Annotated in this window: 23 protein-coding genes; 22 read left to right on the forward strand and 1 reads right to left on the reverse strand. The window is 69.8% G+C overall.

Annotation, left to right across the window (positions count from 1 at the left end):
* The first annotated feature begins 3 nt into the window (after positions 1–3).
* The 3 genes from F4558_RS02860 to F4558_RS32045 are packed head-to-tail and all read left to right on the forward strand — an operon-like array spanning position 4 to position 4,405.
* Positions 4–1,365, forward strand: coding sequence for a RidA family protein (locus F4558_RS02860; RefSeq protein ID WP_053653319.1), 1,362 nt, complete (start codon positions 4–6; stop codon positions 1,363–1,365).
* Complete coding sequence (locus tag F4558_RS02865; protein ID WP_209273161.1) at positions 1,362–3,137, forward strand: CocE/NonD family hydrolase; 1,776 nt, start codon at positions 1,362–1,364, stop codon at positions 3,135–3,137. Before F4558_RS02860 ends, F4558_RS02865 begins: the two co-directional genes overlap by 4 nt.
* Before the next feature lie 5 nt (positions 3,138–3,142).
* Positions 3,143–4,405 (forward strand): PucR family transcriptional regulator, encoded by a 1,263-nt coding sequence (locus F4558_RS32045; protein WP_053653318.1) that lies wholly within the window; start codon positions 3,143–3,145, stop codon positions 4,403–4,405.
* Here the strand turns inward: F4558_RS32045 and F4558_RS02875 are convergent.
* A complete protein-coding gene (locus tag F4558_RS02875) occupies positions 4,380–5,516 on the reverse strand; it encodes a flavin reductase (protein ID WP_053653317.1) in 1,137 nt (378 codons plus the stop codon). The genes F4558_RS32045 and F4558_RS02875 overlap by 26 nt on opposite strands.
* 118 nt (positions 5,517–5,634) lie before the next feature.
* Here F4558_RS02875 and F4558_RS02880 point away from each other — a divergent pair, with 118 nt between their 5' ends.
* From F4558_RS02880 to F4558_RS02970, 19 genes are all read left to right on the forward strand, one after another.
* Positions 5,635–6,735, forward strand: a complete 1,101-nt coding sequence (locus F4558_RS02880) for an LLM class flavin-dependent oxidoreductase (protein ID WP_053653316.1) — start codon at positions 5,635–5,637, stop codon at positions 6,733–6,735.
* A gap of 13 nt (positions 6,736–6,748) precedes the next feature.
* A complete protein-coding gene (locus tag F4558_RS02885; protein ID WP_167943090.1) occupies positions 6,749–7,288 on the forward strand; it encodes a carboxymuconolactone decarboxylase family protein in 540 nt (179 codons plus the stop codon).
* Positions 7,285–8,079 (forward strand): alpha/beta fold hydrolase, encoded by a 795-nt coding sequence (locus tag F4558_RS02890; RefSeq protein WP_053653314.1) that lies wholly within the window; start codon positions 7,285–7,287, stop codon positions 8,077–8,079. The genes F4558_RS02885 and F4558_RS02890 overlap by 4 nt, the downstream gene beginning before the upstream one ends.
* Positions 8,040–9,026, forward strand: coding sequence for an NAD(P)-dependent oxidoreductase (locus F4558_RS02895; protein ID WP_369814768.1), 987 nt, complete (start codon positions 8,040–8,042; stop codon positions 9,024–9,026). The genes F4558_RS02890 and F4558_RS02895 overlap by 40 nt, the downstream gene beginning before the upstream one ends.
* Positions 9,023–9,394, forward strand: coding sequence for a VOC family protein (locus F4558_RS02900; protein WP_053653312.1), 372 nt, complete (start codon positions 9,023–9,025; stop codon positions 9,392–9,394). The genes F4558_RS02895 and F4558_RS02900 overlap by 4 nt, the downstream gene beginning before the upstream one ends.
* Before the next feature lie 93 nt (positions 9,395–9,487).
* On the forward strand, positions 9,488–10,909 hold the full coding sequence (locus F4558_RS02905) for an amidohydrolase family protein (RefSeq protein WP_053653311.1): 1,422 nt from the start codon (positions 9,488–9,490) through the stop codon (positions 10,907–10,909).
* Between the two features lie 67 nt (positions 10,910–10,976).
* A complete protein-coding gene (locus F4558_RS02910; RefSeq protein ID WP_053653310.1) occupies positions 10,977–12,539 on the forward strand; it encodes a class I adenylate-forming enzyme family protein in 1,563 nt (520 codons plus the stop codon).
* Positions 12,539–13,219 (forward strand): aspartate/glutamate racemase family protein, encoded by a 681-nt coding sequence (locus F4558_RS02915; protein ID WP_157552335.1) that lies wholly within the window; start codon positions 12,539–12,541, stop codon positions 13,217–13,219. The genes F4558_RS02910 and F4558_RS02915 overlap by 1 nt, the downstream gene beginning before the upstream one ends.
* A gap of 270 nt (positions 13,220–13,489) precedes the next feature.
* Positions 13,490–15,166, forward strand: a complete 1,677-nt coding sequence (locus F4558_RS02920; RefSeq protein WP_157552333.1) for an ABC transporter substrate-binding protein — start codon at positions 13,490–13,492, stop codon at positions 15,164–15,166.
* 71 nt (positions 15,167–15,237) lie between these two features.
* A complete protein-coding gene (locus F4558_RS02925) occupies positions 15,238–15,732 on the forward strand; it encodes a carboxymuconolactone decarboxylase family protein (RefSeq protein ID WP_157552331.1) in 495 nt (164 codons plus the stop codon).
* An 8-nt stretch (positions 15,733–15,740) separates the two neighbouring features.
* Positions 15,741–16,451, forward strand: coding sequence for an alpha/beta fold hydrolase (locus tag F4558_RS02930; RefSeq protein WP_167943091.1), 711 nt, complete (start codon positions 15,741–15,743; stop codon positions 16,449–16,451).
* Positions 16,452–16,521: 70 nt separating this feature from the next.
* Entirely contained in the window at positions 16,522–17,265 is a 744-nt protein-coding gene (locus tag F4558_RS02935) for an alpha/beta fold hydrolase (RefSeq protein WP_167943092.1), read from the forward strand.
* Between the two features lie 19 nt (positions 17,266–17,284).
* Complete coding sequence (locus F4558_RS02940) at positions 17,285–18,319, forward strand: ABC transporter permease (protein WP_053653304.1); 1,035 nt, start codon at positions 17,285–17,287, stop codon at positions 18,317–18,319.
* 2 nt (positions 18,320–18,321) lie between these two features.
* Entirely contained in the window at positions 18,322–19,290 is a 969-nt protein-coding gene (locus F4558_RS02945) for an ABC transporter permease (RefSeq protein WP_167943094.1), read from the forward strand.
* Positions 19,287–21,296, forward strand: a complete 2,010-nt coding sequence (locus tag F4558_RS02950; protein ID WP_167943096.1) for a dipeptide ABC transporter ATP-binding protein — start codon at positions 19,287–19,289, stop codon at positions 21,294–21,296. The genes F4558_RS02945 and F4558_RS02950 overlap by 4 nt, the downstream gene beginning before the upstream one ends.
* Before the next feature lie 65 nt (positions 21,297–21,361).
* Positions 21,362–22,801 carry an amidohydrolase family protein gene (locus tag F4558_RS02955; protein WP_053653301.1) on the forward strand — a complete coding sequence of 480 codons (1,440 nt, stop codon included), beginning with the start codon at positions 21,362–21,364 and terminating at the stop codon, positions 22,799–22,801.
* Entirely contained in the window at positions 22,798–23,709 is a 912-nt protein-coding gene (locus F4558_RS02960; RefSeq protein ID WP_167943098.1) for an NAD(P)-dependent oxidoreductase, read from the forward strand. Before F4558_RS02955 ends, F4558_RS02960 begins: the two co-directional genes overlap by 4 nt.
* Positions 23,706–24,671 carry a Gfo/Idh/MocA family protein gene (locus F4558_RS02965; RefSeq protein ID WP_167943099.1) on the forward strand — a complete coding sequence of 322 codons (966 nt, stop codon included), beginning with the start codon at positions 23,706–23,708 and terminating at the stop codon, positions 24,669–24,671. Before F4558_RS02960 ends, F4558_RS02965 begins: the two co-directional genes overlap by 4 nt.
* A gap of 41 nt (positions 24,672–24,712) precedes the next feature.
* Complete coding sequence (locus F4558_RS02970) at positions 24,713–25,591, forward strand: IclR family transcriptional regulator (RefSeq protein ID WP_082377316.1); 879 nt, start codon at positions 24,713–24,715, stop codon at positions 25,589–25,591.
* Positions 25,592–25,684 lie beyond the last annotated feature (93 nt).

Consider the following 25,684-nt stretch of genomic DNA (forward strand, 5'->3'; position numbering starts at 1 on the left):
GCTATGACCCACAACAGCCCCCGCGTCGTCCACGACGTACCCGACGCGTCTTTCCCTGACTGGTACCCGAGCAGCCCGGTCGTCACCGCCGGCCCGTTCGCGTTCACCGCCTCGATGAGCGCCACCGACTTCGACAACGGCGGGCTCGCCGAGGCAGCCCAGGTCGAGCCCGGCCTGCCGCTGCACAGCGGCCACCCCGTGAAGAAGCAGGTTCGCGAGGTGTACCGCCGCCTCGACTCCGCACTCACCGTCGCCGGGTCGAGCCTCGACCAGGGCGTGTGCATCAACCAGTGGCAGCCGACCTTCCACACCGACGGTCGCCTGGACCCGGAGTGGACGCCGCGCTACCAGACCCACTGGGAGGACTGGCGCTTCGGCGCGCACTCCTACATCCAGGGCCGCGACGAGTTCCTCCTGTCCGACCGCCCGGCGAGCTGCCTGCTGCCCGTCGAGCGTCTCCTCGCCACCGACACCCACATCGAGATTCAGCTCATCTCGCTGCTCAACGATTCCGGCATCGAGAAGCGGGCGTACGCGCATGACGTCCACAACCCGCTCGGCGGCTACTCGGTCGGTGTCGAGTCCGGCCCGTACCTGTTCAGCGCCGGTTTCATCCCCACCGACTTCGAATCGGGTCTGCACCCGAACGCCCGGGTGCCGCAGCACATCTGGTACGGCAACCAGGTCGCCGCGGAGACCGACGAGACGCTGCGCCAGATCCGCATCACGATGGAGGCGGCCGGCGGACAGTGGAGCGACGTCATCAAGGTCGTCATCTACCTGACGCCCGAGGGCGTCCGGCAGTTGCCCGCCATCGACGAGGTCTGGGCCAAGCACTGGCCGACCGAGCCGCCGGCGCGCACCATCGTCCCCGTCTCCGGCATCGGCGGGGTCAAGGGCGGCAACGTCGAGATCTACGTCATCGTGGCGCGCCCCGAGCACGGCGGCGACCGCCACATCGTGCACACCGACAACGCGCTCGCGCCCATCGGGCACCAGGTCCAGGCCGTCCGCAGCGGCTCCCTGCTGTTCCTCTCCACCCAGCTCGGACGTACCGCCTCGGGTGCGCCCGACAGCGCCCTCGCCCGGAGCCTGCCGCACACCCGCCGGCACATCGTCGACCAGGTACGGCGCATCCACGACGACGTCGCGGCGATCTGCACGGCCGCCGGCACGTCGATCGAGAACGCGGTCCGCGCCGACCTGTTCCTGTCCGACCTCGAGGACGTACCCGCCGTCTTCCAGGCCTGGCCGGAGCCCTTCACCAACGGGCTGCCCGCCGCCGGGTTCTACGAGATCCCCAAGGGCTTCCAGGAGGTCCCCGGCTGCGACCTCAGCGTCGACCTCATCGTCCACATCCCGTGAGCAGCGAGGCGTACCGGACCGTGACCGAGACCAACGCCCGCATCGACGAGGTCCGCGACGGCATGCGGATCCTGTGGGACGTCACCATCACGATGGACGACGGCCTGCCGCTCGCCGCCGACGTGTTCCTGCCGGAACAGCCCGGACAGTATCCGGTGCTGATCAGCTACGGCCCGTACGCCAAGGGTCTGCCCTTCCAGGAGGGCTACCCCACGGCGTGGGAGGCGCTGTCGAGCAGCCACCCCGACGTCGCCGAGGGCAGTTCCTGCGCGTACCAGAACTGGGAGGTCGTCGACCCGGAAAAGTGGGTGCCGCACGGGTACGCCGTCGTGCGGGTCGACTCCCGGGGCTGCGGCCGTTCGCCCGGCTACATCGAGCACTTCTCCGCACGCGAGACGGCTGACTACGTCGCGTGCATCGAGTGGGCGGCGGACCAGCCCTGGTCGACAGGCAAGGTCGGCACCTCGGGGGTGTCGTACTTCGGGATGAACCAGTGGCAGGTCGCGTCGGAGCGGCCACGCGGTCTCGCCGCGGTCTGTATCTGGGAGGGCGCGAGCGACTTCTACCGCGACGCGTCCCACCACGGCGGCATCCTGTCGACGTTCTGGGAGCACTGGTACGACAAGCAGATCAAGGTCGTCCAGTACGGCCTCGGTGACCGTGGCCCGGTCAACCCGATCACCGGTCTGAACGTGTGCGGCGACGAGACCCTCAGCGACGACCAACTCGCCGCGAACCGGAGCGACTTCGGCGCGATCATCCGCTCCCACCCGCTGCTCGACGACTGGTACCGCGAGCGCTCCGGCGTGCTGGAGAACATCGAGGTGCCGTTGCTCAGCGCCGGCAACTGGGGCGGCTCCGGGCTGCACCTGCGCGGCAACGTCGAGGGCTTCCTGCGCGCCGGCAGCGCGCAGAAGTGGCTGGAGATGCATGGCCTGGAGCACTGGACGACGTACTACACGGACTACGGGCGACAGATCCAGCTCGCGTTCTTCGACCACTTCCTCAAGGGCGTCGACAACGGCTGGGACCAGCGCCCGCCCGTGAGTCTGCTCGTCCGCTCGCCCGGCGAGGTCTACGAGGAGCGGGCCGCGTCCGCGTGGCCGCTGCCCGAGACGGCGTGGCAGCGCCTCGAACTCGACCCGGTCCGGCTCGACCTCGTCGAGAAGGGCGGGGCCGAGGCGGGATCCGTCGAGTTCTCCGGCGAGCAGGACGTCACGTTCCGGCTCCCGGTGTCGGACGCCGACCGCGAGGTCAGCGGCCCGGTCTCGGCGAAACTGTTCGTGTCGACCGACTCGGACGACGCCGACATCTTCCTCACCGTGCGGCTGTTCGACAGCGAGGGCAAGGAGGTCACCTTCGCCGGTGCCGTCGACCCCAACGCGCCGATCAGCATGGGGTGGCTGCGCCTGAGCCACCGCGAGCTCGACGAGGCCGCCTCCTCCGAGTGGCGGCCGATCCACACGCACTCGCGCACCCTGCCCGTCGAGGCGGGCACCGTGTACGAGGTCGACGTCGAGGTGTGGCCGACCTGCATCGTCGTTCCCGCCGGTCACACGCTCGCGGTGACAATCGGCGGCCGGGACTACGAGAACCCGGAGCTCAAGGACGCGGTGACGATGTCCAACTTCAAGAACGCGATGAAGGGCTGCGGGCCGTTCCTGCACGACGACCCGATCGACCGCCCGGCGCAGCGGTACGCCACCCGGGTGCGCGTGCACTGTGGAGGCGACCACCGATCGAGCATCCTGCTGCCCTTCCAGGAGCGCTGATCGTCGTGTCCGCGGACTCCGTGGGTCTCCCGCAGCTTCCCCCGTGGCTGCGGGAGGCCCTACGGTCTGCCGTCTCGGCGGAACTGGTCGAGCGGGTCGTGGCAGTCGACCTCGACGCGGCCTTCGACCATCTGCGCGACGACGAGGAGTTCGTCGCGCAGTTGACAGCGAGCGTCACGGAGAACGTGCGCACCCTGCACCGGGTGGCGATGGGCGAGGTCCGCATCGAGGAACTCGACCTCGTGCAGCCCCGGCGCCTCGCCGTGGTCCAGGCCCGGCGGCGCGTCGTGCAGGCATCACTGCAACTGTCGTACCGGGTCGGGTTCCTCACCGTCTGGCGGGACTGGGTGGCCCGCCTCGACGCCGTCGAGACGGACCCGGCCCGCCGGGGCGAGGGCGCCCGCCTGCTCACCGAACTCGTCATGGCCTACCAGAACGCGGCACTGGCCCAGGTCGCCCGGGAGCACATGCTCTCCGAGGAGAGCCTCCAGCGGTCGCGGGACCACCTCCGCTTCCGCCTCGTCAAGGACCTGCTCAGCGACGATCACGTACCGGACAAGTTCGAACTGCTCGGGCTCGGCTACGACATCGACGCCGACCACATCGCGGTGGCCACTCGCGGCGATGCCGGCGGCACCGACTGGGTACGACGCGCCCAGAGCACCTGCGCGGTGACGGACGTCCTGCACCACCCCGAGCAGGACGGCACCCAGGTGCGCTTCCTCGCCCGCCGCGCGTGGACCGCCGACGCGCGGACGGGACTACGCCGGCTGCTTGTCGAGGGCGGTATCGCCGCCGAGGTCAGCGCACCCGCCCGCGGTCTTGAGGGGCTGCGCCACAGCTACGGCCAGATCGGGCGGGTTCGTCGGATCCGGGAGGCGTTCGCCGGGAAACACCGACGCCATCAGCTCGCCGGCGACGGCGTCCTCGAATACGCCGACGTCCGCCTGGAGGCGATCTTCCTCGACGACCTGCCCATGGCGGCGCAGCTCGTCGAGGAGGAACTCGCGGCCCTCAGCGGCACTGGCAGCGGGCTCGACGTGCTGCGCGAGACTCTGTGTGTCTGGCTGCGCGAGCGCAACTACGCGGCGACAGCGCGCGCCCTGCACCTGCACGAGAACACGGTGCGCAACCGCATCCACCGGATCGAGGAGATGCTCGGCCACGACCTCCAGTCCCGCCAGGCCGAACTCATGCTCGCGCTGCGCCTGCACGACCTGCTCGCCGGCCTGGACGAGACCGTCACACCGATCCGCCGTGTGAGGTGAGCAGTTCCCGGGCCCGCTCGGTGGCCAGGACCGCGTACTGCCGCATCGCCGTCTTGACGGCGTCCAGGTCACGCTGCTGGTAGCCGCCGACGATCCGCTTGTGGACGTCGACGAACTGCGAGGAGCTCTTCCGGGTCTTACCGAAGCTCTGCGCCATGATGGTCGGCATGGCCAGCGCCTCGTACTGGGCGATGGCGCGGCGGTTGCCCGACAGGCCGACGAGGAAGCGGTGGAACCTGTCGTTGGCCGCGAGGTAGGCGTCGAAATCGGTGAACTCGTCGTTGAGGATGAACCCGCACAGTTCGCTGCACAGTTGGTCGAGGACGGCCAGGTTCTCCCCGGTGACCGAGCCGACCGTCAGGTCGGCGATCCCCGTCTCGATGATCGCGCGCGCCTCGAACGCCTCCGCGGCGTCGTCGACGGTGAAGGGTGCGACCCGGTGGCCGTAATCCGTCGACGTGACGAGCCCTTCCCGGCGCAGTGTCGACAGTCCGGCGAGGACGGCTGCCGGCTCGACGTCGAGGCGTCGGGCCAGCTGCGGGACGTCGATGTCGTCGTTGCCGTCGATCTCCCGCGCGAGGATCATGTCCCGCAGCCGCTGGTACACCTGGTTGAAGCGGTCGAGGGTGAGGCCACCGAACCCGCCGCGGAAGTACGTCAGGGGCAGGCCCTCGCGCGCCTGCGCGTCAAGCGCCCTACCGATGAAGATGCTGTGGCTGCCCGCCTGCACAGTGTCGGACACCTCGCACTCGATCGAGGCGAGCGCGTCGGTGAGGACGGGATTGCCGAGGACACCATCGTGGGTGCGTACGCCCGTGAACTTGTCGTCGCTGGGGCGGGCGAACTGTAGCGCCAGCTGCTCCTGACCCTCGCCGAGGATGTTGAGGCAGAAGGTGCCAGCCTCAGCGATGCTGCGCTCGGTCGGTACCGACCGGTTCACGCACACCAGCACCATCGGCGGGTCGAGCGACAGCGAGGTGAGCGCGCTCACCGTCATGCCCGCGCGTGCCTGGACGCCCCGCGAGGTGAGGATGGCGACGCCGGTGGCGAAGCAGCCGACGACGTTGCGGAAATGGTCACGGTCAACGTGTGGCGTCCGAACGACGGTCATGGACCCGAGTCAACATCCGAGCGGAGGGCAAGACAATCACGCCTTCCCACAACCTGCCCTGGTCAGGTTGTGGGAAGCCGTAATTGTTCGGGGATTGACCAGCGGATTGACTGATCTCGTGAGACTCGGATACTTCGCCATGCCGCTGCACCGTCCCGGACGTCTGTGGACGGAGACCCTCCATGAGGACCGTGAGGCGGTCATCCTCGCCGATCGGCTCGGTTTCCACGACGCCTTCATCGGTGAGCACCTGACGGACAACCTTGAGAACATCACCAACTCGATGCTGTTCCTGGCGACGCTCGTCAACGACGCGCCACGGATCAAGCTGGCAACCGGGACGACGAACCTGTCCCACCAGCACCCGGCGCTCGTAGCGGCGAACGCGGCGATGTTCGACCACCTGACCGGTGGCCGGTTCATCTTCGGCATCAGCCCGGGGGCGCTGCCGTCGGACGCCGAGGTGCTCGGCATCCTCGACGAGGACCGCAACGCGATGTTCGCCGAGGCCATCGAGGTCATCCTCAAGATCTGGGAGGGCGAGCCGCCGTACGACATCGTCTCTGCCAGCGGGCGCTTCAACGTCTCGACGCGACGGTCGATGGACCTGCCGCTCGGCGTGGGCTACCTGCCCAAGCCCCTGCAGAGCCCGCGTCCGGAGATCGTCGGCACCGTCGTCGCGCCGTTCTCCAAGGGCGTCGTGGAGATGGGCCGCAAGGACTTCCACCCCCTGTCGGCGAACTTCCTGCTCCCGCAGTGGGTGGCCACGCACTGGGGCAAGTACGTCGAGGGCAAGCAGGCCGCCGGGGTCGAGGCGGACCCGGCTGACTGGCGGATCGCGCGGACGGTCTTCGTCGCCGACACCGAGCAGGAGGCCCGTGCCTACGGGCGCGACGACGCGAACAGCCCCTACCGCTTCTACTACGAGCAGATGCTGCGCAAGATGACCAAGCTCGGGCGGCTGGGTCTGTTCAAGCGCGACCGCAACGAGCCGGACGAGGCCATCACCATCGAGCGGGTCCTCGACGACCTCGTCATCTGCGGTACGGCCGAGCAGGTGGCCGAGCAGCTCGTCGCCTTCCAGGAGGAGACCGGCCCGTTCGGGGAACTCGTCTACGCCGGCCTCGACTGGGTCGACGAGAAGCTCGCGCGCCGGTCGATGGAACTCATGGCGACCGAGGTCATGCCGCTCGTCGAGAGGCACGGCAGCGGTGCGTGACAGGATGCCCCAGTTGCCGACGGCGGTCCTGACGCCGGAGCAGCAGGAGGCGGTCGCGGCGATCAGCGCCGGGCCACGGGGTGCTCTCTTCGGGCCCTTCGTCCCCCTGCTGCGCAGCCCCGGTGCGATGGTCCGGCTCCAGGAGGTCGGCGCGTACCTCCGGTTCGGGTCCGGCCTGCCCAAGGCGGTTCTCGAACTGGCCATCCTCCAGGTGGCCCGCGCCCGGAACCAGGCGTTCGAGTGGGGCTACCACTGCCCGCTCGCCCTCGACGCGGGCGTGCCCCGGGACGTCGTGGCGGACGTCGCGGCCGGCCGGGAACCGCGTTCGATGCAGGAGCCGCTGGCCACGGGCTACGCGATCGTCGCCCACGTGCTCGCCGACGACGCGATCCCCGACGAGCTCTACGACAGGGCGATCGACCTGCTCGGCGAGGAGGGTCTCATCGACCTCGTCGTGTGCGCGGGCTACTACACGACCCTCGCCATGGTCATGAACACGACGGGGACCGACGCCGACGCACTCGACCCGCCCGTCGAGATGAGTACGTCATGAGCGCCGTGGTGGTCAGCGGGCGCACCCTGCGGGAGGGTTCCGGCCCGACAGTCGTGCTGCTGCACCCGCTCGGCGCGGGCGCCGACTTCTGGACCGCGGCCGCCGCCGAACTCGACGGCTTCGGCGTGTACGCCGTCGACCTCCCGGGGCACGGTGGCTGCCCGGTCCCCGAGGACCCCTACGACACTGCGGACGTGGCGACCGCGCTCGCGACGCACCTGCGCGGTCTCGGTCACGAGAACGTCCACGTGGTGGGGCTGTCCCTCGGTGGCCTGATCGCCCTTGAGCTCGCCGTGCACGATCCCGGACTCGTCGCCAGCCTCGTGGTGGCGGCAGCCGTCCCGACGTACCCGCAGGACTGGCGCGAGAAGTGGCGCGCTCGCGCCGCCGAGGTCGTCGGTTCGGGCATGGCCCCGTTCGTCGAGCCCACACTGCAGCTGTGGCTCACCCCCGAGGCGCTCGCCGCCGACGGGCCCGAGGTCAGCTACGTACGCCGCGCTCTGGCCGGCACCGACCCGCGCGGCTACGCCCTCGCGTGCCTGGCGCTCGCGACAGCCGACGTCACGCCGCGACTCGGCGAGATAACGGCGCCGACCCTGCTCATCGACGGCCAGCTCGACGCGCCGCTGTTCCACGACGGCGCAGCCCGCCTCGCCGAGGCGATCACCGGCTCCCGCCGCGCGGTCGTCGCCGGGGCGCGGCACGCCAGTGCCCTGGAGTTCGCCGAGCCCTTCGCGCGGCTCGTCGGGGACTGGGCGCGCGTCGGCCACGTCGAAGGGAGCAGGTCATGACCGCGACGGCTCGACCGCGCGTCGGCTTCGTGGGGCTCGGTGTGATGGGCTCGGCGATGGCGGGCAACGTCCTGGCCACCGGCGCCTTCGAGGTCGGCGGCTTCGACATCGACGCGGACCGGCGCCGGGCGTTCGCCGAGGCCGGCGCAGTGGCGTACGACGACCTCGCCGCGCTCGCCGCCGCCAGCGACATCGTGCTCACCTCGCTGCCGAGCGCTGCGGCCTTCGCCGCCGTCCTCGACGGACTCGCCGCGCACGCACGCCCCGGGACCGTCGTCGTCGAGACGAGCACCCTGGACCTGCGTACCAAGCTCGACGGGGCGGCCCGCCTCGCAGGGGCGGGCATCGAGATGCTCGACGCTCCGGTGAGCGGCACCGGCGCGCAGGCCCGGACCGGCGACCTCATCGCCTACGTCAGCGGAGCGCCGGAGGCGATCGAGCGGGCCAGGAGCCTCGTCGAGGCGTTCACCCGCGCCCACTTCGAGCTCGGCGATGTCGGCAAGGGCACTCTCATGAAGCTCGTGGCGAACCACCTTGTCGCGGTGCACAACGTCGCCGCGGCCGAGGCGCTCGGGTTCGCCCAGGACCTCGGCCTCGACCTGCGGCAGGTGCTGGCCGCAGTCGGGGACGGGGCGGGAGCCTCCCGGATGTTCGGCGTTCGTGGTCCCGACATGGTGCAGGGGCGCTACGAGCCGGCGAGCATCCGGATGGACGTCTTCGCCAAGGATCTCGAGATCATCGGCACGGCCGCGGCCGAGGCGGGCACCGCGACACCACTGTTCGACGCCGCCCGGGCCGTCTACCGCGACGGTCTGTCCGACGGCCTCGTGGCCAGTGACACCGCCGTCGTGTTCGAGGTCCTCCGACGGCAGCCACGCCCAAACGAACCGGCGCCCAGCGGGCGACGGGAATCCACGTCGATCACCGACAGAAAGGAACAGCCATGATCACCGGAATCCGCGGTGTGAACATCAAGGTCCGTGACCAGGACAGGTCGGCGAGCTTCTGGACCGAGCAGGTCGGCCTGGAGGTCGTCAGCGACGTCGTCATGCCCGACTTCGCTCCGCGTCGCTGGCTCGAGACCGCCGCCTCGTCGCGCAACGCGCTGATGGTCCTGCACTGGCCGGTCTTCGACGAGGTGGAGTTCTACTCGGGCATCACCTTCACCTGCGATGACATCCACGCGACCTACGAGGAGCTGACCGCCAAGGGCGTCGAGTTCGTCTCCGAGCCGGTCCTGGCCAACTTCGGCTGGTGGGCGTCGTTCAAGGACCCCGACGGCAACGTGTTCGTCGTACGGCAGGAAAAGGGCTGAGCGGCGTTTAAGGTCCCGCGCCCGCCGGTTCTCCGGCGGGCGCGGGCATCAGCGGGGACGACATCACACGACGGGGCTGGAAGGTGGTTGACGATGGTGGAACGCACGGTGATTCTTCCTCGCTGGGTGTACCTCGGCGCCGGTGAGGTACGCACGGGCGCGGCGGTGGTCGTCGAGGGTGATCGGATCGTTCAGATCCTGCCGGCCGAGCAGGCCGAGGGAATCGACGGCCGGCGCATCGAGCTGGCCGACAAGGTCCTGCTGCCGGGGCTGATCAACATGCACACGCACGCGGGGGCCGGCCCGGTCGGCAGGGCCATCTCCGAGGACTACGAGCTGCCGACGGGCATGCCGTTCTACGTGCCGCTGTCGCGGCTGTGGCGGCACGCGTACCGCGAGGAGCTGCGGGAGCAGTTCCGCGCTGTCATCGAGTGGGACGTCCTCGGCATGATGCGGACCGGAACGACGACGATCCTCAACCACGCGTCGACAGACATCGAGGGCTACCTGCACATCGCCGAGCGCGTCGGGGTACGCACCTTCGCCGGCCCGACGATCCCGCTCGACGTCACCCACCGTCTCGGACAGCTCTCCGGTGGCCTGGAGGACCGCAAGCAGACCACCTCGGAGCAGGCCCAGTTGGCCGAGCTCGAAGAGCTGGAGCGGCTCTTCGGGGAGTGGGACGGTGCCGCGGACGGGCGGATCACGATGATCCTCGGACCGGCCGCTGTGCACACCGACGAGTTCAGCGTGCTCGCCGGGGTGGGCGCGGCGGCGCAGCGACTCGACTGCCTCGTCACGACGCACCTTTGTCAGGCGCCGAGCGAACTCGCCACCACCCAGGAGCGGTTCGGCACGACCCCGCTGCGGGTCCTTCAGCGCGCCGAGCTGGCCAACGAGCGGCTGATCGCCGCGCACGGCACCTACCTGCCGGACGAGGACCGCCAGCTCGCCGCCGACACCGGCATCACCATCGTCCACTGCGCCTCGCGCAAGGCGAAGGAAGCTGTCATCTCGCCCTCGGTCTCCTTCATGGACTCGGGCATCTCCGTCGCGCTCGGCACCGACGGCTTCAACTGCGACATGGTCGAGGAACTGAAGTTCACGGCGATGCTCGGCAAGATCGGCGTCGCCCAGTCGCACCGGCCGACCGCCGCCCAGGTCGTCGACCTCGCGACGAGCCACGCCGCCTCGGTCCTGCGCCGCCCGGACCTCGGCGTCATCAAGGAGGGCGCGCGGGCCGATCTCATCGGCGTCGCCATCACCGACCCGTCGATCGCACCGGCCCTGGACGTCGTCCAGTCGCTCGTCTACTACGGCAACGGCCGCGACGTGCAGTTCGAGATGGTCGACGGCGCTGTCGTCATGGAGGACGGCACCTTCGTCGGCGTCGACATCAACGGCGTTCGCGCCCGCGCGGAGGCGGCCCTCACCTCGATCTGGGAGTCGGCCATCGACGCGGGGGTCGTCAACGAGGTCCTCCCGAGCATCAACCGGTCGCAGGCGCTCGCCTAGCTCCGCCGGCCCGGGCCCCGCGCCCGGAACCCCAACCGATCACACCCAGGGCATCTAGGAGGCGGTCATGACCGATCTGCTCCTCAAGGCTAGGCAGAACACCACGCTACTGGCGGACCGCCCCGCCATCGTCGGCGACGTGACGACCGTGTCGCGCCGTACTCTGACGTGGGGCGAACTCGGCACCCGCATCGACGGTCTGGTCGGAGGGTTCCGGGAGCGGGGCCGCAAGCCCGGCGACCGCATCGGCATCGCCCACTACCAGGGCACCTTCGGTCTCGAGCTCTATCTCGCCGCGCAGGCGGCGGGTCTGCAACCGGTGCTGCTCGGCATCACCCTCAACAAGCACCTCGACGCCGCCGCACGGGCTCTCGACCTCGCGGAGCTGTTCACCGGACCGGAGTTGCTCACGGAGGCGCGGCGCGCCATGGGGTCGGCACCCGTCTGGTTCACCGAGCCCGGCGCCGACAGCTACGACGAGGTCGCCCGGCCCGACGGCGACATCGAGTGGGTCGGCCTCCGGGCCGCCGACACCGTGTCCGGGATCCAGTACTCGACAGGTACGACCGGCGTACCCAAGGGGATGGTCCGCTCCGTCGGGGCGGACTTCTGGGACGCGGTGAACCGTTCGCTGTGCATGCGGTTGCGCCACTCGGAGCGTTGGCTCGCCGCGAGCCCGACGAACATCAACGTCTCCGTCGGCGCCCTGCGGTGCATGACTCTCCTGGGCGGCACGACCATCGCCCTGGACGACGTCTCCGTCGCCTCGATCGAGCGCAACAGCGAGGACGGCGTCACAGTCCTGCCGCTTCAGGCGCCCGCCTGGCGTGAGCTTCTCGACTCGGGCGCGGCCCAGCGTCTGCTCGACAGGGGCCTGCGGGTCTGCGTCGCGACGGGTCAGCGGACGCCGCGGGCGACGCTGCGCCGCCTCGGCGAGCTCATGACCGACCGGGGGGAGGTCGTCAACAGCTACGGCCTCACCGAGACGAGCACCCTCACGATCCTCACGTCGTCGATGCCGGAGTACGGCGACTCGTCCTCGGTCGGGCGGCCCGCGCCGCTGAGCACCGTCGACATCGCCCCGCGCAAGGACACGTACGGTGACCCGCGCGGTGCCGGCGAGGTCCGGGCGACCGGGCCGGGCATCTCGCCCGGTTACATCCTGGCGTCCGAGCTGCACTCGACGACCCCGTCCAACGTGGGCACGTCGACCGACGAGTGGTTCTACACAGGTGACGTCGGCCGTTGGGACGAGCGGGGCAACCTGCAGATCCTCGGCCGGTGGAAGGACGCCTTCGTCCTCAACGGCACGTACGTCTACCCGTACGAGATCGAGGGGATTCTCGGTGAGATCCCCGGCGTGCGGGACTCCGTGGTGCTGGGCCTGCGTGCCGACGGTCAGGCCGTCGGCGGCGAGGTCTCGGCGGACTACGTGGCCGTCGTCGTCCACTTCGAGGGCGACGTGGCCGAGCAGCGGGCCGCGATCGGGGCGGCTGTCGCCGATTTCCCGGCCGACCTGAGGCGGCTGTTGCTCGTCGACGAGATGCCCCGCAACTCCAGCGCGAAGATCAACCGCGCCGAGGTCGCAGCCCTCGTCGTGGCCGGCGTCCCGTCGGTGTTGGAGCTGTGATGGGAGGGGTCGACGTGAAGCCACTGCGTATCTGCATGATTTCGCCGATCCACCTCTCCGAGTCGATCACCGCTGCCCGGGCGGCGCGTCTGCGCACGCTCGGCGGATCGGACCTCGACGTCGACCTCGTCCGCCTGCCGCCCGAGGCGCCGCCGGGCCTCGACCGGCCGGAGGACGTCGAGGCGGCGGCGACGCACATCGCCGCCGTGGCGGCGGGCCTGGATCCGGCGCGCTACGACGTCGTCATGCCGGACTGTGTCCTCGACCCCGGCGTCGAGGCGCTCGGTGAGGGGGAGATCCCGGTCCTCGGTCTGCTCCGCCTCATCGCCGGCGGCCTGTACGGGATCGGCGGTCCATTCTCGGCTGTCACCCGAAACGAGACGATCGCTGACGAACTCGCGGCACGACTGCGCGGCTACGGCCTTGCCGACGGTTTCCGGGGGACCGACATCCTCAACCTTGGAATCGAAAAGGTGGTCCACGAGGAGGAATGGACGAGCGCTCTGGATCGGATCGTGCGCGAGCGTTCCAGGGCTGGTGTCGCCATCGTTCTCAACGGGTGCAGCGCCGTCGCGACCGGCCCGTCCTCCTGGTCGGACAGCTGGATAGTTGACCCAACGACATACGCTTTTGACCTGATCAGGGCTCGTTTGCGGAACGGTTTGCAGCCGGTCGGCTAGGGCCTGCGAGAGCCGCGCCGGGCGGTGTTGACGCCACCGCCCGGCAGGTGCGGCCGATGTTGCCAAACCGCAGCCGATCTGGCCGTTGACATCACTGTGGCGGCTCCATAACCTCGCATATAGAAAGCCCGTTCCACAGAACGAAACACGAACGGCTAATCCCTTCGACGGCTTCGGGACCGCACCACAGTGCGGCCGGCTCTCGCAATCCCTCTTGGATCACTCCTGCCCGGCTTGCTGGACCGGGCCCTCTCCTCATCGGAGGACATCGTGAAAGAAATTTCCTCGACCCCGTTCAGCCGAAGGCGTGCGCTATTCCTCGGGCTGTCCAGCGCGGCGGCCCTCGCCTTGACCTCGTGTCGCGGCGCCGACACCTCGACCGGCACCGGCGACAACATCGACGCGCTGTCCCGTGACGGTGGGCCGGGCGACGGGCCGCCCGCCGGCGTGCAGCTGGCCGCCACCCAGGTGGCCACCATCGCCGTGTCGAACCTGTCCTCGTCGGTCGACCCGATGGTCGTCGTCAGCGGCGGCGCTCGGCGCTTCGACATGTACGAGTCGCTCGTCGACACCCACCCGAGCACCGGCGAGCCCCGGCCGTTCCTCGCCACGCAGTGGAAGCAGGTCGACGACCGCACCTGGCAGTTCACGCTGCGCGAGGGCGTCAAGTTCCACGACGGCACCCCGATGACCGCCGAGGACGTCGTCTTCAGCTTCCAGCGGGCGTCGACCCCGGGCTACGGCATCGCGACGCACTTCTCGACGATGGAGAGCTCGCGCATCGTCGACGAGAAGACCATCGAGCTGGTCACCAAGACCCCGGACGTGCTGATCCTCAAGCGTCTGGCCCAGGTCGCCATCCTGCCGAAGAAGTACTACGAGGGCCTCGGCTCGGACCAGAAGACGCGCGACGCCGCCTTCGCCAAGGCGCCGATCGGCACCGGCCCCTACAAGTTCGTGTCGTACGCCTCGGACAAGGCAGTGGTGAAGAAGGCCGGCGACACGACGTGGCGTAAGCCCACCCTGGAAGAGATCACCTTCCTGCTCGTCACCGACGCCGGCACGCAGCTCAACTCGTTCCTCGCCGGGGACGTGCACTACATCAACATCCAGCCGCTCAACAACCTGCCGACCCTCACGAACGCCGGCGCGACCCTCATCGAGCTGACCAAGGGCAACGACCTCGGCGCCTTCATGGACTCGGTCGACAACAAGGGCAAGCCGAAGACCGGGCCGATGGGTGACAAGCGGGTCCGCCAGGCGCTCCAGTACGCGCTCAACAAGCAGGAGCTCGTCAAGGACGTCCTGCAGGGCCGCACCGTCGCCGACGACGGCCAGCTCATCGGCAAGGGCCTGCCGGGCTACACGGACACCGTGAAGGACTACCCGTACGACGTCGAGAAGGCCAAGTCCCTGCTCGACGAGGCGGGCTACCCCGTCAAGGCCGACGGCACCCGCTTCACCATCACGATGGCCTCCGCCTTCGCGGGTACGGGCTCCGTGCGCCGTCTCATCGGTGAGTGGATGCAGTCGTCGATCAGCAAGCTCGGCATCAAGGTCGAGTTCACGGCGCTCACCGACACCGCGCTGCAGCTCGAGTACTTCTACAACACCAAGCAGCGCCCCGACATCTACCACTTCGGTCTGTTCACGCGCCCGTACATGGACGCCGCGCGGGCCTACAGCCGGTTCATCTCCACGAGCGGCTCGTACCACATGGCCAACCCCGAGTTCGACGAGATGTACAAGCAGCAGCTCGGTGAGCAGGACCCGGCCAAGCGGCAGGCGATCCTCGCCAAGATGACCGAGCTGTTCCACGAGGAGTCCTGCTTCCTGTTCGCCTGCGGTGACGTCTGGATCGACGCGGGGGCCAAGAACCTCAAGGGTCTGGTCCAGTGCGACGTCCAGACCGAGCAGTACTACGACCGGCTCTACCTGACGGCATGACGGTGATTCCGTCTGACGGGTCGTCGGCGTTGTTCGCTCCGGTTCCCGAGTCCACTCGGGATCCGGAGACGATGGAGGCATACGAGAAGGCCCACGCGTTGTTCGGGCACGTCTCCGAGCTGTTCTCCGTCCTCGCGAACGCGCCGACGGCCCTGTCGGGGTGGGTCGATCTGCTCCGTCGCCTGCGCCGTGAGCTGGCGGTCGAACCGCGGCTCACGGAGCCGGCGATCATCACGGTGGCGCGGTTGCACGGCAACGGACGGATCGCCGCGTCGCACGAGCGGCTGGCGGCCGCAGCCGGGGTGGACACACGGCTGCTCCGCGCGGCTGTCGCCGGTGAGACCGACGGGCTCGACGCCGACGAGCGGCTGGTCTGCGAGCTTGCCACGGCGATCGTCGGCGGTGGGGCTCCGGAATCGCTCGTGCGGCGCTGCCAGTCGCGCTTCGGGGTCAGGGAGACCGCCGAGCTCATCATCGTCACGTCGTTCTACTGCATGGTCTGCCGTGTCACCGCCTCGATGCAGGTCTACGTCGACCTGCCACCGACACAACCGTCCGGGGACTGATCGGCGCCATGGCTGCTGTACTCGAATACGACAGGTACCCCGGTCCGGGGCCACTCGCGGTGCTGTTGCACGGGTGGGCCTGTGCCGGGGAGGACCTGCGTCCGCTGGCCCTTGAACTCGCTGGCCGGTACGACGTGCTCGTGCCCGGCCTGCCGGGCCATCCCGGCACGGGGGCGACGCTCGGTAGGGCGTACGGGGTCGAGGCGATGGCCCGGTGCGTTCTCGACCTCGTTGCGGCGGTGGATCGTGGGCCGGCTCTCCTCGTCGGCCACAGCCTCGGTGGCGCCATCGCGCTCGCCGCGGCGCGGCTCGACCCGGAACTCGTCACCCGGGTCGTCACGGTGGAGACGTCGTGGGCCTGGGTGGCGGCACCCGGCGGGCTCGTCGACCCCGCAGAAGTGGAACGGCGGATCACCAGTGTGAACAACAAGCGGGAAGCGCTTGGCCTCGCCACAGTTGCCGGCCAGCTCGACCCCGCTGCTATGGCGGAGTCGCTGTCCTCGGTGCTCGCGTGGTCCCGGGACCCCGACCGAGGCTCGCCCCTGCATCGACTGGGCGTCTTCGGTGACCCCGGCTGGGCTGGGGTGCAGGCGGCCGGGACGCAGGGGACCGCAGCGGAGGGCGTTCGGGTCGTCCAGTTGCCGGGGTGCGGGCACTGGCCGCACGTGGAACGTCCGGCCGAGGTCGCCCAGCTGGTGGCGGCTGCCGAGACCGCGTGAGAAGAGCATTGACCGCCCGGTAGTACTCAATTACGTTGTGCGGAACGCCGTTCCAAAATCGGGAGGTGCCGTGAGCTTTCTGAAAGTTGTGCTTGTCCACGGCGCCGGCCGTGGTGCCTGGTGTTGGCGGCGCCTCACCCCACTGCTCGACGCGGTCGGGGTGCAGTGGGAGGCGCCGACGCTGACCGGGCTCGGAGAGCGCGCGCACCTGCTCACCCCCGAGGTCGGCATGCAGACCCACATCGACGACGTGAACGCCGTCGTCGCCCGGCACGCTCCGGCCCCTGTGTGCCTCGTCGGCCACAGCTACGGCGCGGTAGTGGTGGCCGGCGTCCTCGGGACCAGGCCCGAGAACGTCGCGCGGGTCGTCTTGATCGACGGCCCCGTCGTCGAAGACGGCGAGAGCGGAGCGGACGTCCACCCGGCCGGTGACGCGATGCGGGCCCGAGCGCGGCGGCTCGCCGACACCGACATCATTCCCATCTCCGGCCGGCCCGACGACCGGCTCTCCCCGGCGGACAACGCCTGGGTCGCCGCCAGCGTCACCCCCCAACCCCTGCGGTGCGTCACCGACCCGGTCCGCCTGCCCGGCGGATGGCCACGGGACCTGCCCAAGGACTACGTCCTGTGCGGCCCGCCGGAGGCATTTCCGGACCGGCCGTACCTCTCCCGGGTCCGGGCCAGCGACGGGTGGTCCACCCACCAGATCGACAGTCCGCACGACGTGATGATCGCGCGACCCGACTGGCTCGCGACGTTGCTCGTCGGTCTCTGCGCCAACCCCAACGACGACTCCCGACGCTCGTGCCCGTAGCGACGGAAAGGCTGAACGCATGACTCTCAACGTCGCGCCCCCGGGCACCGCCCCCGCGACGACCGGCGACGGTGACGGAGGCCCCCGGGCCCCCATCTGGTCCCGGTTCCTCTCGCACGGCGTCGTCAGCTTCGCGTTGCGGAGCATCGTGCGCCTCGTCCTGGTCATCATCGGCGTACTCACGCTCCTGTTCGTCCTGCTCCGCGTCGCCGGTGACCCGGCCGAGGCCCTCGCAGGGCAGGACGCCGAGCCCGCCGACCTGGAGCGCATCCGCGAGGATCTCGGGCTCAACCGGCCGATCATGACGCAGTACCTGGAGTTCGTCTCCCGGGCGTTCCTGTTCGACTTCGGCGACTCGTACCGGCTCGGGACCGACGCCATGGCCGAAGTGCTGCACCGCATGCCAGCCACCCTCGGGCTCATCCTGGCCGCGCTCCTGCTCGCGCCGCTCATCGGCGTACCGCTGGGCATGATCGCCGCGCTCACCCGCAGCCGGATCTACAACAAGCTGATGGACGTCATCGTCGTGGGCGGCCAGGCCATTCCGGTCTTCGCCGTCGCGGTCCTGCTCGTCTACCTGTTCGCCGTCGACCTGCGCTGGGTGCCGTCCATGGCGACGGAGGGCTTCGCCTCGGACCCCCGGGCGATCATCCTGCCGATCCTCGTGCTCGCCATCCATCCCATCGCCCGCGTCCTCGAAGTGACCCGGGCGGGCCTGGCCGACAGCATGCAGGAGGACTTCGTCCGCACCGCGCTGTCGAAGGGCGTGCCGCCCGCCCGGCTCGTGACGCGCCACGCGATCCGTCCGGTGCTCAACAGCCTCATCACCGTCATCGGCGTCGACTTCGCCGGAATGCTCTCCGGTGGCGTCGTCGTCGAGTTCATCTTCGTCTGGCCCGGCCTCGGCCACGTGCTCATCTCCGGCGTCTCCAACCGCGACTACCCCCTGGTGGGGGCGGCGACGTTCGTCGCGGCCGTCCTCGTGGTGCTCGTCAACCTCATCATCGACATCGCCTACCGCAGGCTCGACCCGCGGATTCGAAAGGGGCGCTGACCATGGCTCAGACATCGCCACCGGCCAGCGCGCCGGGCCCGGCAGGCCACGCCGACACGGTGGCTGCCGACGTCCGTGCGGCTGCGGCGAAGCCGGGCGGTCCACCCGTACCCGGCCAGCGCGACCCGTCGCGGACCCTGGCGCGCTCGTTCCTGCGGTCCAAGGGCGGGGTGATCAGTCTCGTCGTGCTGCTGGCCATCATCGTCGTGACGCTGCTGGCCGACCAGGTCGCGCCCTACGACCCGGAGGAGCCCAGCCCCGCCAAGGCGCTGCTCAAGCCCGTGTGGGCCGGCGGCAGCGGCGACCACCTGCTCGGCACCGACGAACTCGGCCGCGACCTGCTCTCCCGGCTCATCTTCGGCGCCCGGACCGCCCTGGCCCTCGCCTTCGGCGCCGCCACGATCAGTGCCATCGTCGGCACCGTGCTCGGCCTCGTCGGCGGCATGAACCGTCGGTGGATCGGGCCTGTCGTCGACTGGCTCTGCGACGTGCAGCTCGCCTTCCCCAACATCGTCCTCGCCCTTGTCGTCATCACGTCGCAGGGCAACAGCATCGGCTCGCTGCTGTTCGTACTGTCGATCTTCGGGTGGGTGCACTTCGCCCGTGTCGTGCGCAGTGAGGTGCTCACCCTCCGGCAGGCCGATTTCGTCCTCGCGGCGCGCGGCAGTGGCGGGTCGACCCTCAGCATCACCTTCCAGCACATCCTGCCCAACGTGATGTCGTCAGTGCTCGTCCTCTGGACGTTCGCGGTCGCGACGGTGCTCCTGCTCGTCAGTGGCCTCAGCTTCCTCGGCCTCGGCGTGCAGCCCCCGGCCTCCGACTGGGGCCAGCTGTTCGCCTCCGGGCGTGCCTTCCTCATCCAGAACCCGTGGTACGCGTTCATGCCCGCCGTCGCCATCACCGTCACGGTGCTCTGCGCGACGGTGCTGGGCCGGACGCTCCGCAAGACTCTGAACCCGAGGACCCGATGACTACCATTCCGAACCCGCCCCTGCTCGCGGTGCGCGACGTCACCGTGTCCATCACCAAGGGCAAGCGCGAGACCGAGGCCGTGACGGGCATCGACTTCGACCTGGCCGCCGGGGAGATCGTCGCCATCGTCGGCGAGACGGGGTCGGGCAAGTCCCTGTCGGCCCTCTCCGTGCTCCAGCTGATCCGTCACCCCGTGCAGCTCACCCGCGGCAGCGTGCTGCTGGAGGGCAAGGACCTCACCACGCTCGAACCCGCCGACCTGCGCCGAGTGCGTGGCGGCGACATCGGGATGATCTTCCAGGACCCGATGACCGCGCTGAGCCCGTTCCACACGGTCGGGCAGCAGATCGGCGAGGCCATCACGCTGCACCGCAAACTGCCGAAGGCCGCGGTACGCGAGAGGATCCTGCGTCTGCTCGGCGACGTCGGCATCGTCAACCCCAAGCAGCGGATCGACCAGTACCCCCACGAGCTGTCCGGCGGCACCCAGCAGCGCGTCATGATCGCGATGGCACTGGCCAACGAGCCCAAGCTGCTCATCGCGGACGAGCCGACGACCGGCCTCGACGTGACAGTCCAGGCACAGATCCTGCGCCTCGTCCGCGAGGCCGCCGTGTCGTGGGGAATGGGCGTACTGCTCATCACCCACGACCTGGGTGTCGTGGCCGGCTACAGCGACCGCGTCGTCGTCATGTACGCCGGAAACGTCGTCGAGAGCGGGCCCACGGAGGAGGTTCTGGCCGCGCCTGCCCACCCCTACACGCGGGCGCTGCTCGACGCGCGGCCGGAGAACGGCAGACCCGGCACGAAACTCAACGCGATCTCCGGCGGGCCGCCGGAGCTGTTCAAGTTCCCCGTCGGCTGCCGGTTCCAGCCGCGCTGTGCGACGGCGACCGCCGACTGCGGCACGGCGAACCCCCCGCTCCTGCCCGCGCCGGACGCCTCCGAGGGGCGGCTCGTCCGCTGCATCCATCCCTACGGGTCGCCCGCTCCGAGCGAGCCGGTCCGGTCGCCAGGCGTGTCGATCGCACCGCCCTCGGTCCGCGCCGAACCCGGCGTCACCGCCATCCACGCCGAAGGTCTGCGCCGCGTGTTCGGCAGCGGTGGGAACATCACAAAGGCTGTCGACGGGGTCGACCTCCAGCTCGCGTTCGGCGAGACCCTCGGCATCGTCGGCGAATCGGGCTGCGGCAAGTCGACGACGGCGCGGATCCTCGCCGGGCTCGACCAGCCGACCGACGGCATCATCCGGTACGCCGACGGCAAGGAACTCTCGAAGAGCCGCCGCGGCGTCGACCACACCTTCGTCCAGTACGTCTTCCAGGACACCTTCGGCTCGCTCAACCCCCGGCGTACCGTCTGGCAGATCATCGAGGAGCCGCTCCGGCGGCTCACCGATCTCTCGAAGGCCCAGCGCGCCAAGCGGATCCGCGAGTACATGGCCGAGTGCGGGCTCATGCCGAGCATCGAGTCCCGCTACCCGCACGAGCTGTCCGGCGGCCAGCGCCAACGCGTCGGCATCTGCCGTGCTCTCGTCGTCCAGCCCAAGGTCGTCGTCATGGACGAGCCGATGTCCGGCCTCGACCTGTCGGTGCAGGCGCAGATCATCAACCTGCTGGAGGACCTCAAGAAGGACCTCGGGCTGACCGCAGTGCTCGTCTCGCACGACATCGGCGTCATCCGGCACCTCTGCGACCGGGTCGCGGTGATGTACCTCGGCCGCGTCGTCGAGACCGGCCCGGCGAGCACACTGCTCACCGGCCCGCTGCACCCGTACACGGCGGCACTGCTCAGCGCCGTCCCGCACCTGGGGACAGAGGAGCGCCGCACCGAGATCCCGCTGCGCGGCGATGCCGGCGACGTCGACCCGTTGTCGGTCTGCGGTTTCGCGCCGCGCTGCCCGATCGCGCGCCCCGAGTGCCGGACCCGCGAGCTGAGCCTGCAACCCGGACGCGACGGCGTGCTCGTCGCATGCCACTACCCGGGGCAGTTCGACCAAGCCTGAGTTACCTGCCGCTGTGCCCCGCGCAGCCGAAGTAGCACCGCCACAAAGTAGAGGAAGGCCGATACATGAACGAGCTGTCACAGTGTGATGTTCTGGTCCGGGGCCGGGTCATCACGATGGACGCCAACAGGCGCGTGCTCTCCGACGGCTGGGTCGCCATCACCGACGGCGCCATCGTCGAGGTCGGCACCGGGCCGGCCCCCTACCAGCCGGGCGAGACCTGGGGCGGTGCCGACTACCTCGTCATGCCGGGGCTCGTCAACACCCACACGCACCTCGTCCAGGGCTGCATCCGCAGCATGGCCGAGGGCACGAAGTTCCAGGAGCGGCTGTTCGGGTTCTACTACCCGATGACCGGCGCCTGCGACGAGGAGCGGTCCTACTGGTCGGCGATGACGCCGACGCTCGACCTGCTGCGCTCGGGCGTGACCACGACGACCGACGACCACTTCACCCACGCCAACAAGCGCTCGATGGACGGCGTGCTTCGCGCCCTTACCGACTCGGGCATCCGCGCCCGTGCCGCGCGCCTGCTCATCAACGACCCGCTCGCGGTGCCGGAGGAGCTGCGCGAGGACATCGACACGGCCCTGAGCGAGACCGACCGGCTCGCGGCTGCCTTCGACTCCGAGACGATGTCGGTCACGGCCAGCTCGATCGGCATCACCTACGTCAGCGAGTCCGACCTGCGCGCGCTCTACCAGTGGACGCTCGACAAGGGCAAGCAGTTCGACATCCACGCCCCCTCGATGATGGACGGCGCGTACCTCAAGGAGGTCCGTGGCTGGGAGGGCGGCTCGTTCGAGTGGCTGCACTCGGAGGGCATGCTCGACAAGCACGTCATCGGCATCCACGCCCAGCACATCCGCCCGGGTGAGGCCGAGCTGATCGCCCGCGCCGGCGCCACCATCTCCCTGGTTCCGGACATGGAACTCATCCTGGGCATGGTCACCTTCGACTCGCGTCAGTACCTCGACGCCGGGGTCACCGTCGGTATCGGCCTCGACGGCCCGGTCGTCTCGTACGGCCACAACTACTGGCTCGGGCTGCGGTCGTACCTCATGGCCCAGCGCATCGGTGACAGCGCGCGGCGGCTCACCCGCGGCGACAAGGGCAACTTCGGCGACGAGCTGCTGTTCGGCACCGCGGAGGAGGCGCTCGAACTCGGCACCATCGGCGGCGCCCGGGCGCTCGGTCTCGGTGACCGGATCGGGTCGCTCGAGGTGGGCAAGGAAGCCGACCTGCTCGTCATCGACATGTCGCGCGAGACGACGGCGGCTCCCGACGGGGCGCTGCTTGCCAACCTCGTCTGGTCCGGTGGCCCGGCCCCCGACTCCATCGACCGGGTCGTCGTGCGCGGTCGCACGATGATGCGCCGAGGCGAGCCGGTGCAGGTCGACCTCAAGGAGGCCGTGCGTCGCGCGAACGAGGTCCAGCGCGAGCTGTTCGAGGAGACCGGCTGCGACAGCTTCCTTCGGCGCGGCTCGACCTGGCAGTGGTCGTGACGAGCGACGCGGCGCTGGACGCCCCCGCGAACCCCACCATCGGGTGGATCGGGCTGGGCGGCATGGGGATGGCGATGGCCACGAGGCTCGTCGATCGTGGCCGTCCCGTCCTCGGATGGAACCGGAGCGCGGCACGCGCGGCCGACGCCGCCGCCCACGGGGTCACTGTCACATCGGACATCTCCGAGGTGGCAGCGCGCGACATCGTCGTCAGCACGCTGCCCGACGACGAGGTGGTGCGCGAGGTTCTCGCCGGTGACACGGTCCTCGCGGCCGTGTCGCCGGGCAGCGTCCACGTCAACTGCGCCACCATCTCGCCAGGGCTGTCGCGCGACCTCGACGGCCTCTACCGGGCTCGGGGCGCGCACTACGTCTCGGCGCCGGTCTTCGGTCGGTCCGCGGCAGCGGTCAATGGTCAGCTCACTGTCGTCGCGGGTGGGGACGCGGAGCCGGTGGATCTGATCCGTCCGGTCCTCGCCGACCTGGCGGTCAGTGTCCACGCCTTTCCGGAGGCGGCACAGGCCAACCTGGTCAAGATCCTCGGCAACTACCTGATCGCCGTCACGGCCAGCTCGCTCGGCGAGGTGGCCGGGGTCGCCGAGAGTGCCGGGGTGGACCCGGGACAGCTGCTCGACGTACTCACCGAGCGGTTGTTCTCCGGGCTGATCCACCGCGCCTACGGCGAGATGGTCGTGGCACAGCGTTACGAGCCGGTCGCATTCACGATGCGGCTGGGAAAGAAGGACGTCGACCTGGCCCGCGCCCAGGCGCAGCAGCACGCGGGTCGGCTGCCCCTCGGTGACGTCATCGCCGGGGCGCTCGGCGAGGGCGTCGACGGCACGGCCGCCGACAAGGACTGGGCGTTCGTCGCGGAGTGGTTCCGGACGCAGGCTGGAGGATCGAAATGAGCCGTTGGCTCGTCGTGGGATATGGCCGGGCCGGCGAGGTGCACGCGGCCGCGCTCTCGCGTGTCTCGACGGCAGTCGTCGCCGGTGTCGTCGAGGCCTCGCCGGAGGCCCGCGAACGAGCCTCCGCCGCGGGCTATGCCGTGCACAGCGATCTCGACGCGGCGATCAAGGAGGCGCGTCCCGACGCGATCTCGGTGGCGCTGCCGCACGATCTGCACGAATGGACCGTCGAGGTGGCGGCGGCCAACGGGATTCCCGTCCTCGTGGAGAAGCCGCTCGCCCGCGACGCCGAAGAGGCGGGCCGGATGGTGGCCGTCGCCAGGGCCGGCGGTGTCGAACTCGGCTGCCTGATGAACTACCGGTCCTACGCCCAACTGCGTTGGATCCGGGACATCGTCGCCGATGGCACGCTGCGGGTGCACAACGTCGTCGTCGAGGTCAACCTGCCGGCGGCCGTGCAGGTGCCCGGTTGGCAGACGAGCGAGGCCCGGGCGGGACGCGGCCTCCTCCTCACCGTCGGGGTCCACTACCTCGATCTGCTCGCCTGGTGGTTCGGTGCTCCGGAGCGCCTCGTGGCCGACGTCAGGGGATCGTTCGACGATGCCGCGACGGCGCTCATCGCGCTGCCCGGCGACGTCCGGGCGGCCGTCTCGATGGTGGCCGTCGCAGCCCGTGGCGCAGGCGTACGGATCACCCTCTCCGCCAGCGAGGGGACCGTTGTCATCGAAGGTTCCCGGGTGGTGTCGAGCCCCGAGGGCATGACCCCGCCGGAGCCGGAGACCGAGGGCGCGGACCTGCTGTACGGCGCGGGCCATCTGGAGTATTTTCGGGCGGCCGATCGTGCCGTAGAACTGGGGAGACCCTTCCCCGTGAGCGGGGACGACGGCCTGGAAGCCGTACGCCTCGTGGATCTCTGGTACGCCTCGGCGCGGGCCGGAGGATGGGTCGGGTACGGCGAGTAACATGGCGACCCACCACGACCGGCTTACCGGCACCGTGCTCGATGCCACTGACGGCGGCCGAGGGGCACGATTTGGGAAGGGACAGACAGTTGTCGCAGGGCAGGCAGCGGGCTGACGCTGAGCTCCAGATGGGGGCTCAGGTCTCGAGCGCCACAATCGCGACGGTCGTGCGGGCCGCGGATCTGTTGATGTATTTCAAGGACGCACCGACCCGTGACCTGGGCGTCAGTGAGATCGCCGACGGGCTCGGCATGTCGAAGGCGGCCACACACCGCATGCTCGCATCGCTACGCGTGCGCGGTCTGATCGAGCTCGACGAGACGACGCGCCGATACTCCCTCGGCATCGGCATAATGCAACTCGGTCTCGCCTACATGGAGCACATCGACATTCGTCGGATGGCGCATCCGGAGCTCGTCCGGCTGTCGAACCGGACGAACGAGACGGCGACCCTGTCCGTGCGCGTGGACCAGCGCAGGCGCATCTACGTCGACGAGGTCGTGCCCCGGCGCGAGGTCATCATGTCGGTGAGCCTCGGCACGCCGTACCCGCTGCACGCGGGCGCGTCGTCGAAGGCGTTCCTCGCCTTCTTCACTGAGGACGGGATCGACCGTTACCTCGAAAACGCACTGGAACCGGTCACCGACGGCACGATCACCGACACGGCGGCTCTGCTCAAGGAGCTCAGGGTCGTCCGGGAGCGGGGCTGGGCGCGGTCGACAGGGGAGCGTCGCAGCGGTGCCGCATCGGTCGCCGCGCCGGTCTTCGACCACAAGGGCGCGGTTACGGCCGTCATCAGCGTGTGTGGGCCCAAGGAGCGGTTCGAGGCCGAGTTCGACGACTGCCGCGACGCGTTGCTCGAGTCGACCGCGCGGCTGTCCGCGCGCCTCGGCTGGGAGCCCGGCCGCACGGAGCGATGACCGGTCGTCGGTAACCGGTACCGGCCGGGGTGGTGCAGGCTGTACCAAAGGAGGGCAGCAGGGGGGATCGCCCCAGATTCGGGCTTCTTGCAC

It is taken from the genome of Micromonospora profundi (assembly GCF_011927785.1).
Taxonomy (GTDB): domain Bacteria; phylum Actinomycetota; class Actinomycetes; order Mycobacteriales; family Micromonosporaceae; genus Micromonospora; species Micromonospora profundi.

Excerpts from the sequence above, each read along its gene's own strand:
- F4558_RS02945 (WP_167943094.1), top strand. The coding sequence starts at position 18,322 with ATGGCTCAGACATCGCCACCGGCCAGCGCGCCGGGCCCGGCAGGCCAC.
- F4558_RS02970 (WP_082377316.1), top strand. The coding sequence starts at position 24,713 with ATGCCACTGACGGCGGCCGAGGGGCACGATTTGGGAAGGGACAGACAG.
- F4558_RS02910 (WP_053653310.1), top strand. The coding sequence starts at position 10,977 with ATGACCGATCTGCTCCTCAAGGCTAGGCAGAACACCACGCTACTGGCG.
- F4558_RS02925 (WP_157552331.1), top strand. The coding sequence starts at position 15,238 with ATGGAGGCATACGAGAAGGCCCACGCGTTGTTCGGGCACGTCTCCGAG.
- F4558_RS02905 (WP_053653311.1), top strand. The coding sequence starts at position 9,488 with ATGGTGGAACGCACGGTGATTCTTCCTCGCTGGGTGTACCTCGGCGCC.
- F4558_RS02890 (WP_053653314.1), top strand. The coding sequence starts at position 7,285 with ATGAGCGCCGTGGTGGTCAGCGGGCGCACCCTGCGGGAGGGTTCCGGC.
- F4558_RS02900 (WP_053653312.1), top strand. The coding sequence starts at position 9,023 with ATGATCACCGGAATCCGCGGTGTGAACATCAAGGTCCGTGACCAGGAC.
- F4558_RS02955 (WP_053653301.1), top strand. The coding sequence starts at position 21,362 with ATGAACGAGCTGTCACAGTGTGATGTTCTGGTCCGGGGCCGGGTCATC.
- F4558_RS02860 (WP_053653319.1), top strand. The coding sequence starts at position 4 with ATGACCCACAACAGCCCCCGCGTCGTCCACGACGTACCCGACGCGTCT.
- F4558_RS02940 (WP_053653304.1), top strand. The coding sequence starts at position 17,285 with ATGACTCTCAACGTCGCGCCCCCGGGCACCGCCCCCGCGACGACCGGC.
- F4558_RS02950 (WP_167943096.1), top strand. The coding sequence starts at position 19,287 with ATGACTACCATTCCGAACCCGCCCCTGCTCGCGGTGCGCGACGTCACC.
- F4558_RS02915 (WP_157552335.1), top strand. The coding sequence starts at position 12,539 with ATGGGAGGGGTCGACGTGAAGCCACTGCGTATCTGCATGATTTCGCCG.
- F4558_RS02875 (WP_053653317.1), bottom strand. The coding sequence starts at position 5,516 with ATGACCGTCGTTCGGACGCCACACGTTGACCGTGACCATTTCCGCAAC.
- F4558_RS02930 (WP_167943091.1), top strand. The coding sequence starts at position 15,741 with ATGGCTGCTGTACTCGAATACGACAGGTACCCCGGTCCGGGGCCACTC.
- F4558_RS02965 (WP_167943099.1), top strand. The coding sequence starts at position 23,706 with ATGAGCCGTTGGCTCGTCGTGGGATATGGCCGGGCCGGCGAGGTGCAC.